This window comes from Formosa bonchosmolovskayae (genome assembly GCF_051016085.1).
GTDB lineage: Bacteria > Bacteroidota > Bacteroidia > Flavobacteriales > Flavobacteriaceae > Formosa.
Window position 1 is genome coordinate 792,787 of the sequence record NZ_CP174605.1, and the last position, 19,817, is coordinate 812,603.

Annotated in this window: 21 protein-coding genes; 3 read left to right on the plus strand and 18 right to left on the minus strand. The window is 34.0% G+C overall.

What is annotated here, in order from left to right:
- The first annotated feature begins 60 nt into the window (after positions 1-60).
- Entirely contained in the window at positions 61-840 is a 780-nt protein-coding gene (gene murI, locus ACKC83_RS03330; RefSeq protein ID WP_434037022.1) for a glutamate racemase, read from the plus strand.
- On the opposite strand, the gene ACKC83_RS03335 is transcribed toward murI, so the two are convergent.
- Positions 837-1,358 (minus strand): gamma carbonic anhydrase family protein, encoded by a 522-nt coding sequence (locus ACKC83_RS03335; protein ID WP_434037758.1) that lies wholly within the window; start codon positions 1,356-1,358, stop codon positions 837-839. The two genes, murI and ACKC83_RS03335, sit on opposite strands and share 4 nt — an antisense overlap.
- Before the next feature lie 24 nt (positions 1,359-1,382).
- On the minus strand, positions 1,383-2,384 hold the full coding sequence (locus ACKC83_RS03340; RefSeq protein ID WP_434037023.1) for a PorP/SprF family type IX secretion system membrane protein: 1,002 nt from the start codon (positions 2,382-2,384) through the stop codon (positions 1,383-1,385).
- A 281-nt stretch (positions 2,385-2,665) separates the two neighbouring features.
- On the opposite strand from ACKC83_RS03340, the gene ACKC83_RS03345 reads away from it, so the two are divergent.
- The gene (locus ACKC83_RS03345; RefSeq protein WP_434037024.1) at positions 2,666-3,568 is read left to right on the plus strand and encodes a NifU family protein; all 903 of its coding nucleotides are present in this window, start codon (positions 2,666-2,668) and stop codon (positions 3,566-3,568) included.
- Positions 3,569-3,715: 147 nt separating this feature from the next.
- Positions 3,716-4,531, plus strand: coding sequence for a mechanosensitive ion channel family protein (locus ACKC83_RS03350; protein ID WP_414036620.1), 816 nt, complete (start codon positions 3,716-3,718; stop codon positions 4,529-4,531).
- Here ACKC83_RS03350 and tsaB read toward each other — a convergent pair whose 3' ends face one another.
- The 16 genes from tsaB to ACKC83_RS03430 form a co-directional block, all read right to left on the minus strand.
- Positions 4,532-5,206: a tRNA (adenosine(37)-N6)-threonylcarbamoyltransferase complex dimerization subunit type 1 TsaB gene (gene tsaB, locus ACKC83_RS03355; protein WP_434037025.1), complete on the minus strand. Its 675-nt coding sequence runs from the start codon at positions 5,204-5,206 to the stop codon at positions 4,532-4,534. It lies immediately after the preceding gene.
- Between the two features lie 19 nt (positions 5,207-5,225).
- Complete coding sequence (locus ACKC83_RS03360) at positions 5,226-6,485, minus strand: efflux RND transporter periplasmic adaptor subunit (protein WP_434037026.1); 1,260 nt, start codon at positions 6,483-6,485, stop codon at positions 5,226-5,228.
- Between the two features lie 3 nt (positions 6,486-6,488).
- Complete coding sequence (locus ACKC83_RS03365) at positions 6,489-7,841, minus strand: TolC family protein (RefSeq protein WP_414036617.1); 1,353 nt, start codon at positions 7,839-7,841, stop codon at positions 6,489-6,491.
- 52 nt (positions 7,842-7,893) lie between these two features.
- Complete coding sequence (locus ACKC83_RS03370; protein ID WP_414036616.1) at positions 7,894-9,051, minus strand: efflux RND transporter periplasmic adaptor subunit; 1,158 nt, start codon at positions 9,049-9,051, stop codon at positions 7,894-7,896.
- A gap of 18 nt (positions 9,052-9,069) precedes the next feature.
- Positions 9,070-10,329 (minus strand): ABC transporter permease, encoded by a 1,260-nt coding sequence (locus ACKC83_RS03375; RefSeq protein ID WP_414036615.1) that lies wholly within the window; start codon positions 10,327-10,329, stop codon positions 9,070-9,072.
- Position 10,330: 1 nt separating this feature from the next.
- The gene (locus ACKC83_RS03380; protein ID WP_414036614.1) at positions 10,331-11,575 is read right to left on the minus strand and encodes an ABC transporter permease; all 1,245 of its coding nucleotides are present in this window, start codon (positions 11,573-11,575) and stop codon (positions 10,331-10,333) included.
- Entirely contained in the window at positions 11,568-12,269 is a 702-nt protein-coding gene (locus ACKC83_RS03385; RefSeq protein ID WP_414036613.1) for an ABC transporter ATP-binding protein, read from the minus strand. Before ACKC83_RS03385 ends, ACKC83_RS03380 begins: the two co-directional genes overlap by 8 nt.
- A gap of 125 nt (positions 12,270-12,394) precedes the next feature.
- Positions 12,395-12,616, minus strand: a complete 222-nt coding sequence (locus tag ACKC83_RS03390) for a hypothetical protein (protein WP_434037027.1) — start codon at positions 12,614-12,616, stop codon at positions 12,395-12,397.
- Entirely contained in the window at positions 12,616-13,164 is a 549-nt protein-coding gene (locus ACKC83_RS03395) for a DUF420 domain-containing protein (RefSeq protein WP_434037028.1), read from the minus strand. Before ACKC83_RS03395 ends, ACKC83_RS03390 begins: the two co-directional genes overlap by 1 nt.
- Complete coding sequence (locus ACKC83_RS03400; protein ID WP_414036610.1) at positions 13,157-13,903, minus strand: SCO family protein; 747 nt, start codon at positions 13,901-13,903, stop codon at positions 13,157-13,159. Before ACKC83_RS03400 ends, ACKC83_RS03395 begins: the two co-directional genes overlap by 8 nt.
- On the minus strand, positions 13,896-14,612 hold the full coding sequence (locus ACKC83_RS03405) for a hypothetical protein (protein ID WP_414036609.1): 717 nt from the start codon (positions 14,610-14,612) through the stop codon (positions 13,896-13,898). Before ACKC83_RS03405 ends, ACKC83_RS03400 begins: the two co-directional genes overlap by 8 nt.
- Positions 14,613-14,722: 110 nt before the next feature.
- Positions 14,723-15,103: a cytochrome C oxidase subunit IV family protein gene (locus ACKC83_RS03410; protein WP_434037029.1), complete on the minus strand. Its 381-nt coding sequence runs from the start codon at positions 15,101-15,103 to the stop codon at positions 14,723-14,725.
- 26 nt (positions 15,104-15,129) lie between these two features.
- Positions 15,130-16,110, minus strand: a complete 981-nt coding sequence (locus ACKC83_RS03415) for a cytochrome c oxidase subunit 3 (protein WP_434037030.1) — start codon at positions 16,108-16,110, stop codon at positions 15,130-15,132.
- A 44-nt stretch (positions 16,111-16,154) separates the two neighbouring features.
- The gene (locus ACKC83_RS03420) at positions 16,155-16,736 is read right to left on the minus strand and encodes a cytochrome c oxidase subunit 3 (RefSeq protein WP_434037031.1); all 582 of its coding nucleotides are present in this window, start codon (positions 16,734-16,736) and stop codon (positions 16,155-16,157) included.
- A gap of 1 nt (position 16,737) precedes the next feature.
- On the minus strand, positions 16,738-17,631 hold the full coding sequence (gene cyoE, locus ACKC83_RS03425; protein ID WP_434037032.1) for a heme o synthase: 894 nt from the start codon (positions 17,629-17,631) through the stop codon (positions 16,738-16,740).
- Positions 17,632-17,695: 64 nt separating this feature from the next.
- The gene (locus tag ACKC83_RS03430) at positions 17,696-19,798 is read right to left on the minus strand and encodes a gliding motility protein RemB (protein WP_434037033.1); all 2,103 of its coding nucleotides are present in this window, start codon (positions 19,796-19,798) and stop codon (positions 17,696-17,698) included.
- Between the last annotated feature and the right edge of the window lie 19 nt (positions 19,799-19,817).

Below are 19,817 nucleotides of genomic sequence, written 5' to 3' on the forward strand. Positions count from 1 at the left end.
TACCATTAAGAATATTTAAAAAGCTGCTTTTATAAAGCGGCTTTTTTTATTTTTGAGATTATGAGCAAACAACCTATTGGCATATTCGATTCTGGAGTTGGAGGGACTTCTGTCTTCAAAGAAATTGAAGCACTTCTTCCCAACGAAAACACTATTTATTTAGCCGATAGTGCTAATGCACCCTATGGCAACAAATCGGCCGAAGATATTCTTAAACTATCTATTAAGAACACAGAACTGCTTTTAAGTAAAAACTGTAAGCTAATTGTCGTTGCATGCAACACGGCAACCACAAACGCCATTACAACCTTAAGAGCGTCTTATAATGTTCCATTTATAGGTATAGAGCCGGCCATTAAACCTGCCTCTTTAAACAGTAAAACAAGAGCTGTAGGTATTCTTGCTACAAAAGGGACTTTAAGTAGCGAGTTATTCCATAACACTACAAATTTGTATAAAAACGATGTTCAAGTGATTGAGCAAATCGGAGAAGGTATTGTCCCTTTAATCGAAGCCGGCAAAACACTAAGTAGCGACATGAGAGCTTTATTAACCACCTATCTAAAACCTATGATCGATGCCAATATAGATTATTTAGTTTTAGGGTGTACGCACTACCCCTACTTACTCCCATTACTTTTGGATATCCTTCCTAATCATGTAAAAATAATAGATTCCGGAGAAGCAGTTGCCAGGCAGACTAAAACCATATTAGAAACGCAACATATTATTAATACACAACCAAAATCTGCAAGCCATAAGTTTTACACCAATGGCCATACCGAAGTTATGCATTTCCTTTTAAACAATAAATACGTCGTAGAATATCTTAGGTTTTAGTTTTCTTCTTTAAACCACCCAGAATATTTAACGTAATTATCTGCAATACGATTAATTTCACCAGAAATTAACGCTTCACTAATATCTTTTACTTTTTTAGCAGGAACGCCTGCATAAATACTACCAGATTCTACAACCGTATTTTTAGTCACCACTGCACCCGCCGCAATAATAGAATTACTTTCTATAATACAGTCGTCCATTACGATACTTCCCATGCCAATTAAAACATTATCGTGAATAGTGCAACCATGCACTAAAGCATTATGACCAATAGATACGTTGTTACCAATAGTTGTAGGCGATTTCTGATATGTAGCATGAATAACTGCGCCATCCTGAACATTCACTTTATCTCCCATTTTAATAAAATGAACATCACCTCGAAGTACAGCATTAAACCATATACTACACTCTTTTCCCATGCTAACTTCACCAACTATAGTTGCATTTTCGGCAATAAAACAATCATCCGGAATTTGAGGTGTATTTCCCCTAACTGATTTTATAATCATGATAAAATATATTAATTATTCACAAAGTTAGTGAACTGACGGACAATCACACTCATATTTTACCTTTCTACAATTAAAATTATAACCTATAGAAAACTGATGAAAACCACCATTGTTAAACACCACAGAATTGGCCTGATAACTATAATTATACGCAATAGTAAATTGCTTGTAAGTCACCCCCATTAAAGGCGTTAAATACATAAGATTTTGTTTACTTGTACCCGAACCATCAAGATATTCGGTACCTTTTAAACCCAATCGGTACGATAAACCAAAATACATTTTAGCTTCCTCTAAGGCTTTGTACAATTTAAAATTGAAATCTAAAGTGGTTCCTTTAGTCCCTTCTGCATACTGTGCTAAAATAGAAGGTTCGTAAGTTAAGCCCTCATGCTTTGTCTCAAACACATTTCCTACAGCGAACAAGTATCGTCTTAAGTTATTAGTAACTTCAATATCATTATTAATTCCATCGTTTTTCAACAGATTCTTTACTGAGAAATGAGCATAAGAGTTTATAAAATGGTAAGACATCCCTATATCTACATTAAAATTTGTAGAACTTTGCTGAATTCCAGAAATTAAAGGATCAAACCCTCCTGCTAAAAAAGCAGATTCGTCTAATTTATATTGTATAAATCCGGCGCTTAAACCAAACGATAACATACTTAAATCTATTTCATTCCTAGAAAACATAAGATGGTGTGCATACGTTGCATACCCTCCGTTTTGGGAATGATATCCATTTTTATCTGTGTATAAAATTCCACCAACTGCAGACGACGTTTCGCCTATTCTGCCATTAAGACTCGCGGTTAACAATGCAGGAGCATCTTCTTGTCCTAACCATTGCTGTCTTGCAGTTAAACGTAATTTGGTACAACTTGCAACACCCGCCATAGATGGGAAAATTAAATAATAATTATCGGTTAAATAATCCGAATAAATGGGCATACCTTCTTGAGCCCTACAAAAGGGGGAGAGACATAAGAAAGTTAGAATTAGGCTATAAATCCTGAAATTCATATTAAAATTAGATTAGCTATTAGTAAATGTGGGACAACACAAGGCTCTTAGAGAGTTTAAAACCTTATGTTTTATTTAATTTAAATATATAAAATAGTAGGTAGAAAATAGTTACAATTTCCTGTTCACTATAATAGTTTGACAAAATAAACCTTTTACACACAGAAACTTGCTGTAAAATTAGTTTTTCTTTTAAAACACAATAAGAAATTCTCCTTTAATTTAAACTTATTACAACACAATTGAAAATTTGTTTTATTAATTTTGTAAAAATTTGTCAAATGAAAACATTTAGTGTTTCCGTTCAGGAGACTACCAATCCAGCAATAATAAAATTTGAATTAAATCAATTCATTACTAAATATCAAAGTTTTGAATTTCAAAATATAGACGAGGCTAAAAATTCACCTTTAGCGCAACAATTATTTTATTTACCCTTTGTAAAAAAAGTGTACATCTCTGCTAATTTCATAGCAGTTGAACGTTTCAATATCGTAGAATGGAAAGATGTTCAAGATGAAGTTTCCAAACAAATCGAAGAGTATTTAAATAACGACGGTGTTGTTGTGCTAGACGATAGTGCACCAAAGAAAACCGCAGTTACAGTATATGCAGAAAGCACACCTAATCCTGCTGTACAAAAATTTGTGGCGAACAAAAAATTGGTGACTGCCATGTTTGAATTTACATCTATCGATGATGCCAAACTATCTCCTTTAGCATCGGAATTATTTCACTTCCCGTTTGTAAAGAGTGTATTTATAGATGAAAATTATGTATCTATTACAAAATACGATGTTGCCGAATGGCAGGATATCACGATAGAATTACGTGAATTAATACGCAGTTTTATAGAACAAGGGAAAGATGTTGTTCTTCCAGAAGCTCCAGAAACGTTAGGAAAAACGACACCACAGATCGATCAATCTTTTGATGCCTTAGACGATATCTCGAAAGAAATAATAAATATTTTAGAAGAATACGTTAAACCTGCGGTTGCTAGCGACGGTGGAAATATTCAATTTCAATCTTACGATGCCGATACTAAAACGGTAAAAGTAATACTTCAAGGGGCTTGTAGCGGGTGTCCGTCGTCTACATTTACCTTAAAAAACGGTATTGAAAACATGCTTAAAGAAATGCTTAAAGACAAAGTTGAAATTGTTGAAGCTACAAACGGATAATTTATTTACAAAAATTAAGGCAAGTAGAAACGCACAGTATTGATTACTATTGTGCGTTTTTTTTATGAAAAATATTAATTGAATAAAAAACTTAATTTTTATTCAGTTTTTTTAGTTTTGTATTATAAAAATTAATTATCAAAAAATATGAATTTAGAAAACATTGACGCGGAAAAGTGGCTTGATTTAGGATTAGAATACGGCTTAAAAATTATTGGAGCAATATTAATTTGGATTGTTGGTTCTTGGATCATTAAGAAATTAGTTAATACTTCAAGAAAATTAATGGCTAAAGGTGATTACGACCAAGGCTTACAAAGTTTTCTTCTTAGCCTTATTAGTTGGGGCTTAAAAATATTATTAATTGTTACTATTTTACCAACTATAGGTATTCCAATAACAACATTTGCTGCTATTATTGGTGCCGCTGGTTTAGCTATTGGTTTAGCTTTACAAGGTTCGCTTGCTAACTTTGCAGGTGGAGTATTAATTTTATTATTCAAACCTTTTAAAGTTGGAGATTATATCACCGGAAGTGGAGAATCAGGAACTGTAAAAGAAATTAAAATATTTACTACCGAATTAGCAACACCTCAAAACCGTAAGGTTATTGTTCCTAACGGACCATTATCTAACAGTAATATTACAAATTATAGTGCCAACGAATTAATTCGTTTAGACATGGTTGTTGGTGTGAGTTACGATGATGACATTAAGAAAACTAAGGAAGTTTTAATGAACGTTTTAACATCTAATCCTAAAGTTTTAAAAGATCCTGCACCTATGGTAGCTGTAACCGAATTAGCAGATAGTTCTGTAAATTTCGCAGTTAGAGGTTGGGTTAAAAACTCAGATTATTGGGATGTTCATTTTGAGAACACAGAAGCTATTAAATTACAACTTGATGCGGCTGGAATTGAAATTCCTTACCCACATTCTGTTGAAATACAAAAACAAGCTTAATTATTTAGCTTTAGGCTTTAAAGCCACAAAATCTTTTAAATAATAAGGTTCAAAATAAGCGACATCTTCGGTGTCGCTTTTTTTGTACTTTAAATCTGCTAATGCACCCATTTCTCTTGCCGATGGTAACTTATCATCTACAAAGACTGCATTGGGATGCGTAATAATAGTTTTCGTCTTCTCTACTCCATTACCCACAAAATACACCTTGCCTTGTTCTAAATAAAACGCATAAGCATCGGCATCTAACACTTCTGCTTTAATTTCTCGAATTTCGTTATAATTAGCATCAAAAACGGAAGCATAAACTTCCATACGGCGTGCATCTAACATCGCTACAATTACACCGTTATCCGTATTAACCTGATGCGCTAAAGCTTCTAATGTTGACACAGAAATTAAAGGCTTGTCTAATGCAAAACAAAGTCCTTTTGCGGTAGAAACTCCAATACGTAAACCCGTATAAGACCCTGGTCCTTTACTAACGGCTACGGCATCTATTTGAGAGCTTTCAATATTATGTTCTTCGAATAATGCTTTAATATAAACATGTAGCCGTTCTGCATGAGAGTAGCCTTTATCGTTATCTTCTTTTAAAGCAAAAGTCTCACCATCTTTAGATAGTGAGACCGAACAGTTTGTTGTTGCTGTTTCTATATTTAATAATAATGCCACAGTATGTGTTTTATTTTAATTATTTTTCAAGTTCTTTTAAACCTACTTTATCTCCGTTCTTTAGTGTTTTAGCCACCATGTTGTATGGTCCTGTAATCACTTCATCACCCGATTCTAAACCGGAAATAATTTCGATATTTGAATTGTCTTGGATTCCAGTTTTAACAACTCGCAATTTAGCTAAATCTCCTTCTTTAATAAAGACGCATTCAAATTTTTCTGTTGAAAGCATATCTTTAGGCGTTTCTGAATTAGATACTGCTGTATCATTTTTAATAACAATAGCACTAATTGGAACACCTATAATATCTTTACGCTTTTTAGTAATAATATCTACCGTAGCAGTCATACCTGGACGGAATGGTGAATATGATTCTGGCTTCCCTTCAAGCAAATCTTTATACGACTCTTCTAAAATTCGCACCTTTACTTTAAAGTTTGTAACCTGATCCGAAGTTAATGTTTCGTCTGCAGAATTTGCAATTTCTGTTACTATACCTTTAAATTCTTTCTTTAAATAAGCGTCTACTTCAACTATAGTAGAATCTCCAATGCTCACTTTAACAATATCATTTTCATTGACATCTACCTCAACTTCCATATTACTCAAGTTAGCAACACGCATAATTTCGGTTCCAGCCATTTGCTGTGTTCCTACTACACGTTCGCCTAACTCGGCATCTAATTTAGATATTGTTCCACTCATTGGAGCGAAAATTGTTGTTCTGTTTAAGTTGTCGTTAGCTTCGTTTACTGTTGCTCCAGCACTTCGCACATTATAGTATGCAGAGGCTTTTGAAGCTTGCGCAACCTCGTAAGTAGACACTGCCTTATCCCAATCTGCTTTAGATATAATTCCTTTATCGAATAGTGTTTTATTTCTCTCGTAACTTAATTTAGCTTCTTTTAAAGAGGCTTGTGCTTGATCTAATCCTGATTTTGCATTTTGAAGTGTCGCTTGCGAACGGTTTAAACTAGACTGATAAATATCTGGGTTTATCTTTACTAATAAATCTCCTTTTTTAATTTCCTGTCCTTCACGAACTGGCAAAGCAATAATCTCTCCAGATACTTCACTAGATAATTTAACTTCTATTTCTGGCTGAATTTTACCTGTAGCAGATACGGTTTCAACAATATCTATAGTTGCAAGCTCTTTGGTTTCAACTTCTTTAAAATTTGTTTGCTTACCAAACCAACCTGCTTTTTTCCCGATGACAAGCAAAGCAAGAAGTACTACAATTATTGAAATAATAAGAATTAACTTTTTCCTTTTCATGGCTTAGTTAGGATTTATTTGATCGATTGGAATTCCGAAATAGAATTCTAAAACTTTTATTTTAAAAATATATTCGTATTTGGTTCTCACCACGTCCGATTGTGCGTTTTCATAATTGATAGAAGCCTGACTAAAATCGAAAGCATTGGTTAACCCAACAGTATAGCGCTCTTCTGCATATTCGAAGGCTAACTTTCTTGCCTCAGCAGTTTGTGTTGCCGCTTCGTAAGATTCTTTTGCGTTTTTAGCATCATTATAAGCTTGGTACACTTGAGACTCTAAATCTAAATTCGCTTGCTCTAATAAATATTTAGAACGCTCTACATTTACCTGACTGCGTCTTACATTATTTCTTACAGATAGGCCATTAAATATAGGGACATTAAGTTGTAATCCGAAAGACGTACCATCAAAAGTAGATAACTGATCTACAAAAGGCATTTCTTGACCTGTTATAAAATCTAAATTTGTACTAGACCAACGTGTACTATACCCCATAAAAGCACTTAATTGAGGATAATATTGCGTTTTTGAAAGTTCTAAATCTTTCGACGCCAATTCTAAGTTAGACTCTGCAACTTTAACATCGTAAACTTCTTCCTTTGCTTTGGCTATAATGGTTGAAGCATCTTCCTGTAAAATAGTATCTGAAAACAAACCATAATCTACTTCTGCAATATCGAAAGTCTTATAATCTTCAATTTTTAATAATTGAGCCAGTCCGATTTTAGAAATAAACAAATCATTTTTAGCTGCAATAATTTGCTGAATTTGCGTTGCATCCGTCGCTTTAATCTCTAATAAATCTCCTTTTGGAAGCACACCTGCATCGACTAGCTCGTTAGTACGTTCTAGGTTTTCTTTAGTGATTTTGTTCTGAGCTTCTAATACTTTTATTTGCTCTTTGTTAAATAAAATTTGAACGAAAGCATTTGCAACAAAGATTGAAATGTCGTCCTTCATTTTATCTAATTGATACTGTGAAGCAATAACATTTATTTTAGAACGCTGTAACGATTTCCAGTTTTGTAAACCAGAAAACAAATTAACACCAGAATTTACACCTCCACTCGCCGATCTAAATGTCTGATTCTCGAACTGGTTGGTAGCCGGGTTAACGTTGGCTCCTGTATTAATATTATACGATGCATTCGCATTTAACGACGGTAAGAAAGCCATAGTAGCTGAAGACTTATCGATATCTGCTAATTTGGTATCTAATTCTGATTGCTTAATAGAGATATTGTTTTCTAACGCATAATTAACGCATTCTTCAATAGTCCATTGGCTATTATCCTGTGCATAAATAGAAATCCCTCCAAAAAAGAAAAGGCCTAAAAGTGTTATTTTTTTCATAATTACATTATCAGTCTAAAAATAGTTAAAAGTGTTACACCCAATAGATAAATTATTGTGCATATTTTGGAGTTCCTTGAATTTGATTCCAAACTTTAATTTTATCGTCTTTTGAAATACCGCTTTTTACGTGTACAAATATCCCGTCACTAATCCCCAATTCCACATCTTTTCTTACGAATTTTTGATCGCCATCTTCAATTTCTACAAAAGGAAGTTTTGTTTTTTCGTCGTACTGGACCAAGGCTTCTTTTATCGCTAAAACATTTTCTGCTTTATCTAAAATAATAGATGCATTGGCACTTAAGCCTGCACGAATAAAAGTATCGTCCATATTTTTTAGACTTCCTTTAATTTCAAACTGAATGGCTCCGTTTTCTTCTACGCCCTTAGGAGCAATATAATCTAAAACAGCATCAAAACTCTTATTTTCGATAGCACCAACAGTAATTTCTAGAGGTAAATTTTCTTTAATCTTCCCAACTTCACTTTCATCAACTTTCCCTTCAAAAATCATTTTACTAACATCTGCTAAAGAAGCGATAGAAGTTCCTTCGTTAAAATTATTGGCCTCAATAACTTGATTACCCGCTTTTACAGGTACATCTAAAACCATCCCTGAAACTGTAGATCGAATTAATGTTTGTGCAATATTACCTAAACCAGATGTTGTACCTGTTTTAATAATATCGAAGTTTTGTTTTGCAGATGTCACGTTAATTTCGGCCTGAGATACAGCTTGCTTCGTTTGTAAATAAGTATTTTTTATACTCTCGAAATCATTTTCTGAAATAACCCCTTTTTCGAACAACGCTTTCTGTCTTTGATAATTTGACTCTTGAGTCTCAAAATTAATTTTTGCTGTTTGTAACGCTGTTTCGTTAGTGGCAATACTATTCTTTGCACTCGTTAAAGATGACACATTAGGAATAACACGTATTTTAGCAATTAAATCGCCTGACTCTACATACTCTCCTGCTTCGATATAAATGTCTTCAATAACACCTGAAATATTAGGTTTAATAAGCACCTCCTCTTTAGGAACAATATTACCTGTGGCTACTGTTTTTACAACAATAGTCTGCTCTGTTGCTACGTCTGTAGTGTAAGTAATAGGATCTTCCTGATTTTTCTTCCACAAATAAAGTAGAGATATTGTAAACACTACTACAATTAGGATTAATACGATTACGGTTGATGATCTTTTCATTTATTAATTCTTTACTTTTTAATCTATTCTTAACGCGTCTACGGGTTTCATTTTTGTGGCACTATTTGCAGGAATTAAACCTGCTAATAAACCGGATATTACTAATATAAATAAGGCTATAAATACAACTGACATGCTTACACTTGGATTTGCAAAATTTTCTACTGGGCCACTACCATCTAAAATATAATTAAGCACCCAAATGACTCCCGCGGCAAACGAAATACCAACCATTCCAGACGCTATAGTAAGCAATAAGCTTTCTTGTAATATTTGCGATTTAATTGTCCATGGCGATGCTCCTAAAGCACGACGTATTCCTATTTCTTTAGTCCGTTCTTTAACCACAATTAGCATGATATTACTAATACCTATAATTCCAGACATTAAGACTAACGATCCCACAAAATAACCTACAAAACCTAAAATGGAGAATAAGCCATTAACACGACCAAATGCCTCCGACAAATCGAAGTTACCAATAGCTCTATCGTCGTCTGGGTGAATGTTATGTCTTGATTTTACGATATCGAAAATCTTTGGTTTTATTTCTGTAATGCTCATACCATCATGAGCAGTAATAGCCATCCATCCTACATTTTCACCACTATTAAATGCCTGAGCAAAAGCTGTAAATGGCACATAAATAGTATTGGCATCTTCTTCTTGGTCGCCTTGTGAATTACTGGCTTTAAACGTACCAACCACCATAAAATTTACGCCATTAATTTTGATATAAGTCCCCAAAGGATCTTCATCTTTATCGTATAGGCCTTTTACCACATCGATCCCTATAACACAGGTTTTTCGCTTAACATTTATATCGGAATAACTTATAAAACGCCCACTGGTAATATCCATAGGTTGTTGCTTTATATACTCTGGATAATCTCCATTAACCTGGAAAGCACCTGTTTTTGTACCGTGAGTTACATTATTTGCGCCATTAAAACCACCTAATTGCAATCTAGGAGAGACATATTTAAGTTCTGGAATTTCTGCTTTTAAGGCTTCTACATCACCTATTTTATAGCTAAAAGATCGCCCTTTTGGTAAACCTTTATAAGAAATTGATGTCTGTTGCGCCCACATAAACATGGAATTGGTCGCAAAATTACCAAAATCGGCTGTCACACCATTTCTTAATCCGTTTACTAAAGCCAATAGTAATACCAGTATAGTAATTCCCCAAAACACTCCAAAGGCTGTTAACAAGGTTCTAAACTTGTTAGCACTTAAGGCTTCTAATATTTCTTCCCATCTATCTTTACTAAACATACTATTCGTCTCTTAAAGCGATTATTGGTTTGATTTGCGCAGCACGATATGCTGGAAAAAAACCAGCCAAAGCTCCGGTAAATACTAAAATAAAAACGGTAATTAAGGCTGTATTAAAATCGACTTGAGGATACTTTATAAAATCACTCTCTATTAAAGGTCCTACAATTTCTAGTAATCCGAGTCCGAGTATTAATCCGAATAATCCCGAGAACATGGTTACAAAAATAGATTCCTGAAGAATCATACCTACTATAGACATAGGCTGTGCGCCTAATGCTTTTCGGATACCAATTTCTTTAGTTCGTTCTTTTACGATAATAAGCATAATGTTTCCTACGCCAACTACACCCGCGATTATTGTACCGATACCTACAAACCAAAACACTGTAGAAATGGTGGCGATAAGCGAATAAATTTTCTTAGCAGATTCCATGGTATTATACACACGTATTGCGCTAACATCGTCTGGAGAAACCGTATGTTTTTGTCTTAAATCGGTTAAAATGGCTTCGGTAAGTGCGTCTGAGTCTTCGACTGCCTTATCAAAATCATCGGCCATTTTTATAGTAAACATCATATTTCTAATAGTGTCGGCACCATTAAAAGCACGTTGTGCAGACTCTAAAGGCAAGAATACCTTACTCTCGTCTCGCTCTCCTCCCGGATCGAAAAACACCCCAACAACCTTATAGTTAATTCCTTTAATTGAAATGTTTTTATTAAGAGGATCTTCGTCTTTAAACAAATCCTTTTTTACGCGGTTCCCGATCACGGCAATTTTCCTTGCGCCTTTTACATCGTCGTAATTTATAAAACGACCTTGACCAATATCTGCATTTTCTATAAACTGATTACCTGGCAAAATACCTTGTATACGGTAACTCCCAGATTCGTTTTTATAGTTTACCAATCCGTCCCAAATGGTATAAAAAGAAGATTTATATTCGATACTACTATCGTATTTATCTGCGATGGTATTAAAATCATCGTTTTTAAACTGAATATCTCTCCCTGGGTTAAGCCCTTTGTAGCCTTTTGTAGTTGTCCCTGAGTTTATACCAATTAAATTAGAAGCATCCCCTTCGAACTGGGCTGTAATTCCATTTTTAATTCCTTTACTAAAGCCTAATAAAATAACTAAAATAAAAATACCAGAAGCCACAGAAAGCCCTGTAAGAAATGTTCTTAACTTGTTTTTTCTCAGAGTTTCAAAAATCTCTTGCCAACGTTCAATATCAAACATTTTGTATGGCTCTAACTTGTTCTACTTTGGTATCATTTATTATTAACCCATCTTTTAAGTTCACAATTCGCTTAGTCATTTGTGCAATATCTGGCTCATGTGTTACAATTAAAATGGTTTTACCCTCTTCATTAATACCTTGAATAAGGTCCATTACTTCGTAAGATGTTTTTGTATCTAAGGCTCCTGTAGGCTCATCGGCTAGAAGTACTTTAGGATCACTGGCTAAAGCTCTTGCTATGGCTACACGCTGCTTTTGTCCTCCAGACATTTCACTAGGTAAATGATGAGACCAATCGGCCAGACCCACTTTTTCTAAATAGTGTGCTGCTTTTTCTATACGTTCTTTACGCTTAACACCCTGATAATACAAAGGCAAAGCGACGTTATCTAGAGCAGATTTATAATTGATTAAATTAAACGATTGAAATATGAATCCTAAAAATTTATTTCGGTAGTTGGCAGCGATCTTTTCATTTAGATTTTTAATAGGAAAACCATCTAGTGTATAACTACCAGAATCGGCTTCGTCCAGCATGCCTAGAATATTAAGTAAAGTCGATTTACCAGATCCTGAAGACCCCATTATAGAAACAAGTTCGCCTTCTTTTACACTAAAATCAATTCCTTTTAGCACATGAAGTGTATTGTTTCCCATGTGATAGGATTTATGTAAATCTTTAATTTCAATCATATTCAATAACTTAAAGTATGCGATATTAAATAAATAGTAAACCGTTTAGAAATAAAACGTGTTATTTAAACATATCCTTCTATTAAAAGACTACGAAGTCCTTAATTTGTTACAATAAATGAAAACTATTTTTTATTACGGAAGAATTTTAAGTACATCGCGTATCCTATTCCTGCGATTAAAATGTAGGGAATAGACATTAAATAGACAATACCATCATTAATCCCTTCTGCTGTTCCTTGACCTTCTTCGGTTTCTAAAACAGCTCTACACATAGCACATTGCGCTGTCGCAGAGACACTACATGCTAATATTAAAACGAAAAGTATGATGTATGTTTTTTTCATTAGAAAGTATAATATGGAGAAATTAAAATATACACAACAACGCCAGTTATTGCAACATATAACCACAGTGGGAAGGTAATTCTAGCAATTTTTCTATGGCGCTCAATATCGTTTGTAATGGCACGAACATAAGTTATAAGCACGAAAGGAATAACTATTATAGACATGACTATATGTGTTATGAGGATAAAATAATAAACATATTTTATAACACCTTCACCACCAAATTTAGTAGAATCACTAGTCATGTGATACGCCACATACAAGACTAAAAATAAAACCGAAAGCGCTATCGCTACCTTCATTAACAATTCGTGACGTTTTACGTTTCCATTCTTGATCGCATTAAATGCTAATACCAAAACAAGAGCTGTAAACGCATTTGTAGTTGCATAAATTGGAGGTAAAAAAGTTAACGGTTCTACATTAGGAATTTTAACTCCAAACAAAATAGCTACAGCTATAGGAATTATGACAGACAAAACAACAACCCATTTGTTATATTTAGCTGCTTTCTGAGTATCTACACTAGTATCTTGACTATTCATTTAAAAGCTTTTTAATATCTTCTTTAAGCATACTGATCTCTTCTTCTTCTCCGTCTTCGTCGTATTTTTCTTTTTCGGTGATAGTACCGCGATAATAAATTTTAGGATTACCATATTGATCACTTCGCGATCTTATAAATCCGTTTTTATCGATTAGAGCAAAGTTACCCGAATGTTCAAACCCGCCAGCAGCAGCATCTTCTTGAGCCGTATATAGATTAAAACCTAAATTTGCCAAATTATAAATCGCATCCCTGTCTCCCGTAAGCATATTCCAATTGGGATTAGTTACACCATATTTATCTGCATAGGCTTTTAATACTTCTGGCGTATCGTGACTTGGGTTTATAGTAAACGATGCCACTCCAAAATTATCTATAGATTTAAATCGCTCCTGAATTTGAATCAAGTTCTGATTCATTATCGGACAAATGGTTGGGCAAGTTGTAAAGAAAAACTCTACTACGTATACCTTTCCTAAATAATCTTTGTTTGTAATGGTCTCTCCATCCTGATTTATAAAACTAAACTCAGGAACTTTTTTGGTTTCTCCATTAATTTCTAGAAACAATAAATCTTCTGTATTAGAAAAATTATTATCTGGTGTATTACTCATTCTATCGCTACGCGTTACATCATCATTTTTAATGCGATCTACAATTTTTGGAACAAAAAGAATTCCAAATACTAAAAGAATAAAGGCAATACCTATGTACGAATAATTAGTTTTACTACTCATCTGTTCCGTTTAAATCGTTTGCTCGTCTTGAAGTAGAGTCGAAATTACCTTTACGCTTTTGGCGATATTCGGTAAATAAGATTCTTACATCTTCACTCATTTTATTTTTTAAGTCGGCTACCTTAATCGCATTATAAGCATACTTTGAATATGCAGGAATATCGTGTGCCAACTCGTTATCTGATCTATCGTCTAAGCGTCCTCTTAAATTTAATTCTTTATCGACTATGTACACATTGTCTGTTGCTAAATCGGCATCTAAGGCATCTGGTACATTTAACCCTTTATGAATTGCTTTAATGGCGTTTGGAGAACCGTATACAAAATGCCAGTATTTAAGCTCTTCATATTTCATCAACTCCTTTTTCAGCGCTAAACCTTCGGCTTCTGTTCCTTCAGCGAGAACAATAACTACTTGAAATTTCTTAAACCCTTTAAATTTATCGTAGACTAATTCTTTTAAATTAGAACCTGTAGTATGCTTCTCTAACGGATGCATTCCAAAAAACCCAATAACAGTTAAATGATCTTCTAGTAGAATTGATGCTTCTGAATCTGAAGTAAACCCATTTAAATCTCTAACATCTGCACTTAAAACATCTAGAGTATTATAGTTGTGCTTTGCAGGATATAAAAACAATAAAAAGGTCACTGGAAGGAAAAACAATATACCTATTACCGCGTTTCTTTTTACTCGTTTTGCATTCATAAATTAAGGTTTGAGAAAAAATTTGATATCAAATTTTAAATATCGTGCAAAAATAAAAAAGACGGTTTAATAAACCGCCTTAATACTTTGATTTAACACTTAATGTGTTATTAAAAATCGTGTGTTATATAACCTGAAGAATATACATTTTCAATATATCCACCTTCTGTTAATAATATAAAAGTTAAGTAACTAATTAAGAAAATACCCGTCCATACAATGGCACGTCTTAATCCTGAAGCCTCATCTCTTAAGTGCATAAAATCCCATGCAATGTAATATGCTTTTACTACGGTTAATATGATGAAAATCCAGTTTAAAATTTTCATTCCAGCAATGTAACCCATTAAAACCTCAGGCTTGTAAATCCCTAATACAACTTCGATAGCTGTAATTACAGAAAGTAAAATTAATACTCCCCAGATTTTATCCTTATTGGTTTTGAACTTTAATGCTCCTCTAAATATCGCTAAATTATGTGTATCTGCCATGTTCTGAAATATTATATCTTAAAAAATTAAACTAAGTAGAAGAATGTGAATACAAATACCCAAACTAAATCTACAAAGTGCCAGTACAATCCGGCTTTTTCCACCATCTCGTAACTACGTCTTTTTTCGTAAGTTCCCACAATTACATTGAAAAATATTATAATATTTAATATAATTCCTGATAATACGTGAAAACCGTGGAATCCTGTAATAAAGAAGAAGAAATCGGCAAATATTGGTTTACCGTATTCATTAACCTGAAGATTTGCACCTTCAACCACTAACTGACCGTTAGACTTTAATTGTTTTAAGGATTCAGATCTGGATAAAACAGTTTTATGCCCTTCTTCGTTAAGAAGCTCTGTTCTAATTAAAATGTTCTCATTCGCTTCTAAACCTTTTACCACTTCGTCTACAGTATACGAAGGCAGTGTTCCTTCACTAGTAAACCAAAGTCCGTTATTGTTTTCGTGCAATGTTCTCTCAGTATGGCTTGCAACTGCAAAATCACTAATAGCTACACGGTGTCCATCGGTATCGACAAACTGAAGTAAATTCCCTGAACGGGTTTGCACTGCTCCATATTCACCTTTAATAAAAGTACTCCATTCCCAAGCTTGAGACCCAATAAAGATGATACCACCAATAATGGTTAAAAACATATAAATGGTTACTTTTTGTTTATTTAAGTGATGACCTGCATCTACGGCAAGAACCATAGTTACAGAAGACATAATTAAAATAAACGTCATGAAAGCAACGAAAATCATCGGTAAGTCTTGACCATGCAAAAACGGAACGTGTGTAAACACCTCATCTGCTATTGGCCATGAATCGATAAATTTAAATCTTGAAAATCCGTAGGCTGCTAAAAAGCCAGAAAAGGTTAAGGCATCGGAAACGATGAAAAACCACATCATCATTTTACCGTAACTTGCGCGAAGTGGTTCGTTACCTCCACCCCAAGTCTTACCTTCGGTACCAGTATTTACAACTGTAGTATTCATATTAATTGTTTGGTTTTATTATTAGTCAAAAATATACAAATTATTTATTTAAAGAAATATAAAAACAAAAAGAGGTAAAGCCATAGAAAATCTACGAAATGCCAGAACGTCGCTGCGAGTTCAAAGCCAAGCATTTTCGTGGGACTATACTTTTGTTTAAAATGATTATAAATTACAACAATCAGGCAAATTAACCCTACAACAACGTGTAGAATGTGCATTATAGCAATAACATAGACATAAGACATGGTGATATTACTAGTCGGACCAGTAAAATAATATCCAGCATCTATGATTTCTTTAAAGCCTGAAAACTGATTATATATAAATGCAATTCCTAAACCTAGGGTTGCAAATAATAATATTGTAGTGCGTTGTCTGTTGCCCTTTTCGAGTGCTTGTTTTGCAAAATAAAACGTGATACTACTAATTAAAATTAAAATAGTACTTATTATAAAGGCATTTGGCAACTGGAAGTCGGTTAACCAATCTGGTCGTTTGCTACTAACAATAAATGCACTCGTCCATCCTGCAAAAGACATGATTAAGGAAATAATTCCAAACCAAAGCATCACTTTTTTTGCTCTGTATGTTTTTTCTTCTAATGTACCTTGAGTTAAGTCCATGCTATCTTAAAAATTTATCTAGTACGTAAATAATCTGAATTAATGTAATGTAAGACACACTGGCCAACATAAGTTGTTTTGCAGCTATAGCAGTCATTTTCTTAAACAGAAGAATGGCATAATATAACATTACCAAACCAAATAAAAATACTATTACCGCCGCGATTGGAGATAAAAACAGTTTACCAGTAAACCCAATGGCTGGGATTATAGATATAATAATAGTCCAAACCGTATATATAATTATCTGTACTGCCGTCCCTTTATCTCGCTTCCCTGTGGGTAGCATAAAAAATCCTCCTTTTTTATAATCGTCGAATAGAAACCAACCAATCGCCCAAAAGTGTGGGAATTGCCAGAAAAATTGCCACATAAATAACACCCCTGGTTCTATACCAAAACTATTGGTTGCAGCAACCCAACCTAACATAAACGGGATGGCTCCAGGAATAGCACCTACAAATACAGATAATGGTGTTTTTGTTTTTAAAGGCGTATAAAGACAAGTATAAATAAAAATGGAAATGGCCCCAAACATAGCTGTTTTAGGGTTAATTGTATATAAAACGATAAGACCTAATAGAGTAAATATAGTCGCTATAGTAAAGGCTGTATTAACAGACATTCTTCCAGCAGGCACCGGACGATCTTTAGTACGATCCATTAAAATATCTAAATCCTTTTCAATAATTTGGTTGTATGCATTTGAAGCTCCTACCATAAAATAACCTCCGAAAGCCAGAAGCACTAAGGTTTTCAAATCTACAGTATCCACGCCAAGCAAATATCCAGTTAATGAAGAGAACACCACACTTATAGACAGACGCATCTTAGTGATCTCTTTAAAATCTGAAATTATGGAATGTGTCTTTACAGACTGCTGTGTACTACTCAAGGTCTCGATTACTTATCGCAATTTATTAATTCAAAGTGCGCAAATATACCTTGAAAAGTTAATTCTACAAATCAAAATACCAATTAAATAGATCGCTCCTTATTCCTATATTAAACCAGACCGTATTACTCTTAAAAGTTGTTGTTGTCGTGGCATCTGGATTAAAATTTCGATAACTAATATTCGTGAATAATTTTAAATTCGATGCTGGGTTAATTAAGTATCCTGCTTGAAGCTCTGCATTTACCGTTTTTGTTTTTATCCCTTGACCAATTTTAACATTAGTATCGTACGGTCTATCGTTATAATCTCTAAAAATATCACCACCATAACTAAAGCCATCTTCTAACGTATTGAAATCTAAACCACGTACACCTAAAATTAGTTTAGCATCTGCAAACCAGCGCTCATAGTTATAGCGTCCAATTAATATAAACTCTCTAAAATTAGCTCCCCATAAATGTGCCATAGACTGATTGTAATTTCCATAATTTAAGGTTATAGTATCATGAGAATAAGTATATGGTCGTACCTGATTGTATTCGGCTTGGAGATACAAATTATCGACATTAAAGGCGTTGTAATATTTATAACCTAACTGAAATCCGAATTTGTTTTTCCAACTTTTATCGCCTCCGGTAACATCACTTAAAGAGAATTCGTCTAAAATAAACTGCCCATAAAGATTCATATTATCGTTTAGCTTATACTTAGACGTAAATCCCATAATGGCATTCCCTGCCCCTTGTCCTGTTTCGAACTCTATCGCTCTTAAGAAGATAATCGGGTTTAAATAATTTACATCGAAACCTCTATCGTTTGTATTTCCCCAAACCACAGATTCGAACAGCCCTATATTTAAGCGGTCGGTAACATTTAAACTTAAATAATGATTAGAGGTGTATTTTGTTAAATAGGTTTTGTCTTCGGTAACCTCAGGACGTACATCTTTAAGCCACGACCAGGTGCTGGTGTATTTTAATTTCCAGAAAGAGACGTTTAATTTTAAGTACGGTGAAGGAACAGCAACATCGCTAACCAATAACGAACGATATCCATCTCCTATAAAGTTTTTACCATGACCGAACTGAAGGTTCAAAAATTTCGCTGGTGAATACGACATATAAGCTTCTGCAACTGGAAAATCGTAAGCATCGCCACTATATTCTTTTGCAATGCCACGCCCTGGAATTAAAGCGGGGTCTGGCCCCCATGCTTTTATACTTTCGGCATAACTATTGTAATATTGAGCAAATCGTCCTTGACTTTCGTAGAACGAAGTAGAAAAACTAAAGTTCTTCCCCAACCCTCCTTGAAACACAACCCCTCGCGTATTCAAAAATGTCGTTCCGAAATCGGAATCCGTATCGTGTCCGACCTGCAAGTCCATTACAAAGTCGGCTAAAAACCAATAATCCTTTCCTTCGACTTCCACTAAATGATCATTCCAAAACTTTCGTCCTAACCATGTAGATACATCTTTCTTAATTTTCTGTTCTTCTGCCTGAAAATCGTAGTAATTATCGACATCTGTATACAGTAAAGGTTTAGAAGCTGTATGGCTGTTAGTACCAACTAAATTAATATTGCGATCGAACTTCGCATAATAACTATGACTAAACGGAATATTTAAAGTACTCTTAAATTGCTTTTTTGTGTTGAATTTAACAGACTTACTAATACTATCTAATTCGTTTTTTACACGACTATCTATAGGATTATTAATAGATTCTACAATTGCAGGCGCGTCTGTTTGCTCTACATAAGGCGTTAATGGTATACTAAACGTTACTGAGTATTGCTTAAAAATAGGATTGCCACTATAGGTTGCCGGCTGAACATTTGGTAACAACTTAAAAACACGTCTTGCTTCCTCTTGTAGCGAATTATAAACGGCATCTGTATACAATACTTTAAAACCGCCTTCTGCATTCACTTCAAACAACACAACCAAATCACCTTTATACTGATCGTTTATTACATCTTCAGGCATCTGAAATGCATCATAAACAAAGTTATAAACGGTTTTATCGAAACACGGTTGAAGATCCTCAAACACGACATTTTCACACGACTTAAAAACAGGTGGTTTTTCGTAAAAAGGTTGTTCTTGTGCAAAAATACTTATGGATTGTAAAATTAGTAGACATGCAAATAATCTGTTCATAAAAAAATGGTAACAGTTA

Coding starts and splice junctions, on each gene's coding strand:
- murI (WP_434037022.1), top strand. CDS start 61: ATGAGCAAACAACCTATTGGCATATTCGATTCTGGAGTTGGAGGGACT.
- ACKC83_RS03340 (WP_434037023.1), bottom strand. CDS start 2,384: ATGAATTTCAGGATTTATAGCCTAATTCTAACTTTCTTATGTCTCTCC.
- ACKC83_RS03345 (WP_434037024.1), top strand. CDS start 2,666: ATGAAAACATTTAGTGTTTCCGTTCAGGAGACTACCAATCCAGCAATA.
- ACKC83_RS03350 (WP_414036620.1), top strand. CDS start 3,716: ATGAATTTAGAAAACATTGACGCGGAAAAGTGGCTTGATTTAGGATTA.
- ACKC83_RS03360 (WP_434037026.1), bottom strand. CDS start 6,485: ATGAAAAGGAAAAAGTTAATTCTTATTATTTCAATAATTGTAGTACTT.
- ACKC83_RS03365 (WP_414036617.1), bottom strand. CDS start 7,841: ATGAAAAAAATAACACTTTTAGGCCTTTTCTTTTTTGGAGGGATTTCT.
- ACKC83_RS03370 (WP_414036616.1), bottom strand. CDS start 9,051: ATGAAAAGATCATCAACCGTAATCGTATTAATCCTAATTGTAGTAGTG.
- ACKC83_RS03375 (WP_414036615.1), bottom strand. CDS start 10,329: ATGTTTAGTAAAGATAGATGGGAAGAAATATTAGAAGCCTTAAGTGCT.
- ACKC83_RS03380 (WP_414036614.1), bottom strand. CDS start 11,575: ATGTTTGATATTGAACGTTGGCAAGAGATTTTTGAAACTCTGAGAAAA.
- ACKC83_RS03385 (WP_414036613.1), bottom strand. CDS start 12,269: ATGATTGAAATTAAAGATTTACATAAATCCTATCACATGGGAAACAAT.
- ACKC83_RS03390 (WP_434037027.1), bottom strand. CDS start 12,616: ATGAAAAAAACATACATCATACTTTTCGTTTTAATATTAGCATGTAGT.
- ACKC83_RS03395 (WP_434037028.1), bottom strand. CDS start 13,164: ATGAATAGTCAAGATACTAGTGTAGATACTCAGAAAGCAGCTAAATAT.
- ACKC83_RS03400 (WP_414036610.1), bottom strand. CDS start 13,903: ATGAGTAGTAAAACTAATTATTCGTACATAGGTATTGCCTTTATTCTT.
- ACKC83_RS03405 (WP_414036609.1), bottom strand. CDS start 14,612: ATGAATGCAAAACGAGTAAAAAGAAACGCGGTAATAGGTATATTGTTT.
- ACKC83_RS03410 (WP_434037029.1), bottom strand. CDS start 15,103: ATGGCAGATACACATAATTTAGCGATATTTAGAGGAGCATTAAAGTTC.
- ACKC83_RS03415 (WP_434037030.1), bottom strand. CDS start 16,110: ATGAATACTACAGTTGTAAATACTGGTACCGAAGGTAAGACTTGGGGT.
- ACKC83_RS03420 (WP_434037031.1), bottom strand. CDS start 16,736: ATGGACTTAACTCAAGGTACATTAGAAGAAAAAACATACAGAGCAAAA.
- ACKC83_RS03430 (WP_434037033.1), bottom strand. CDS start 19,798: ATGAACAGATTATTTGCATGTCTACTAATTTTACAATCCATAAGTATT.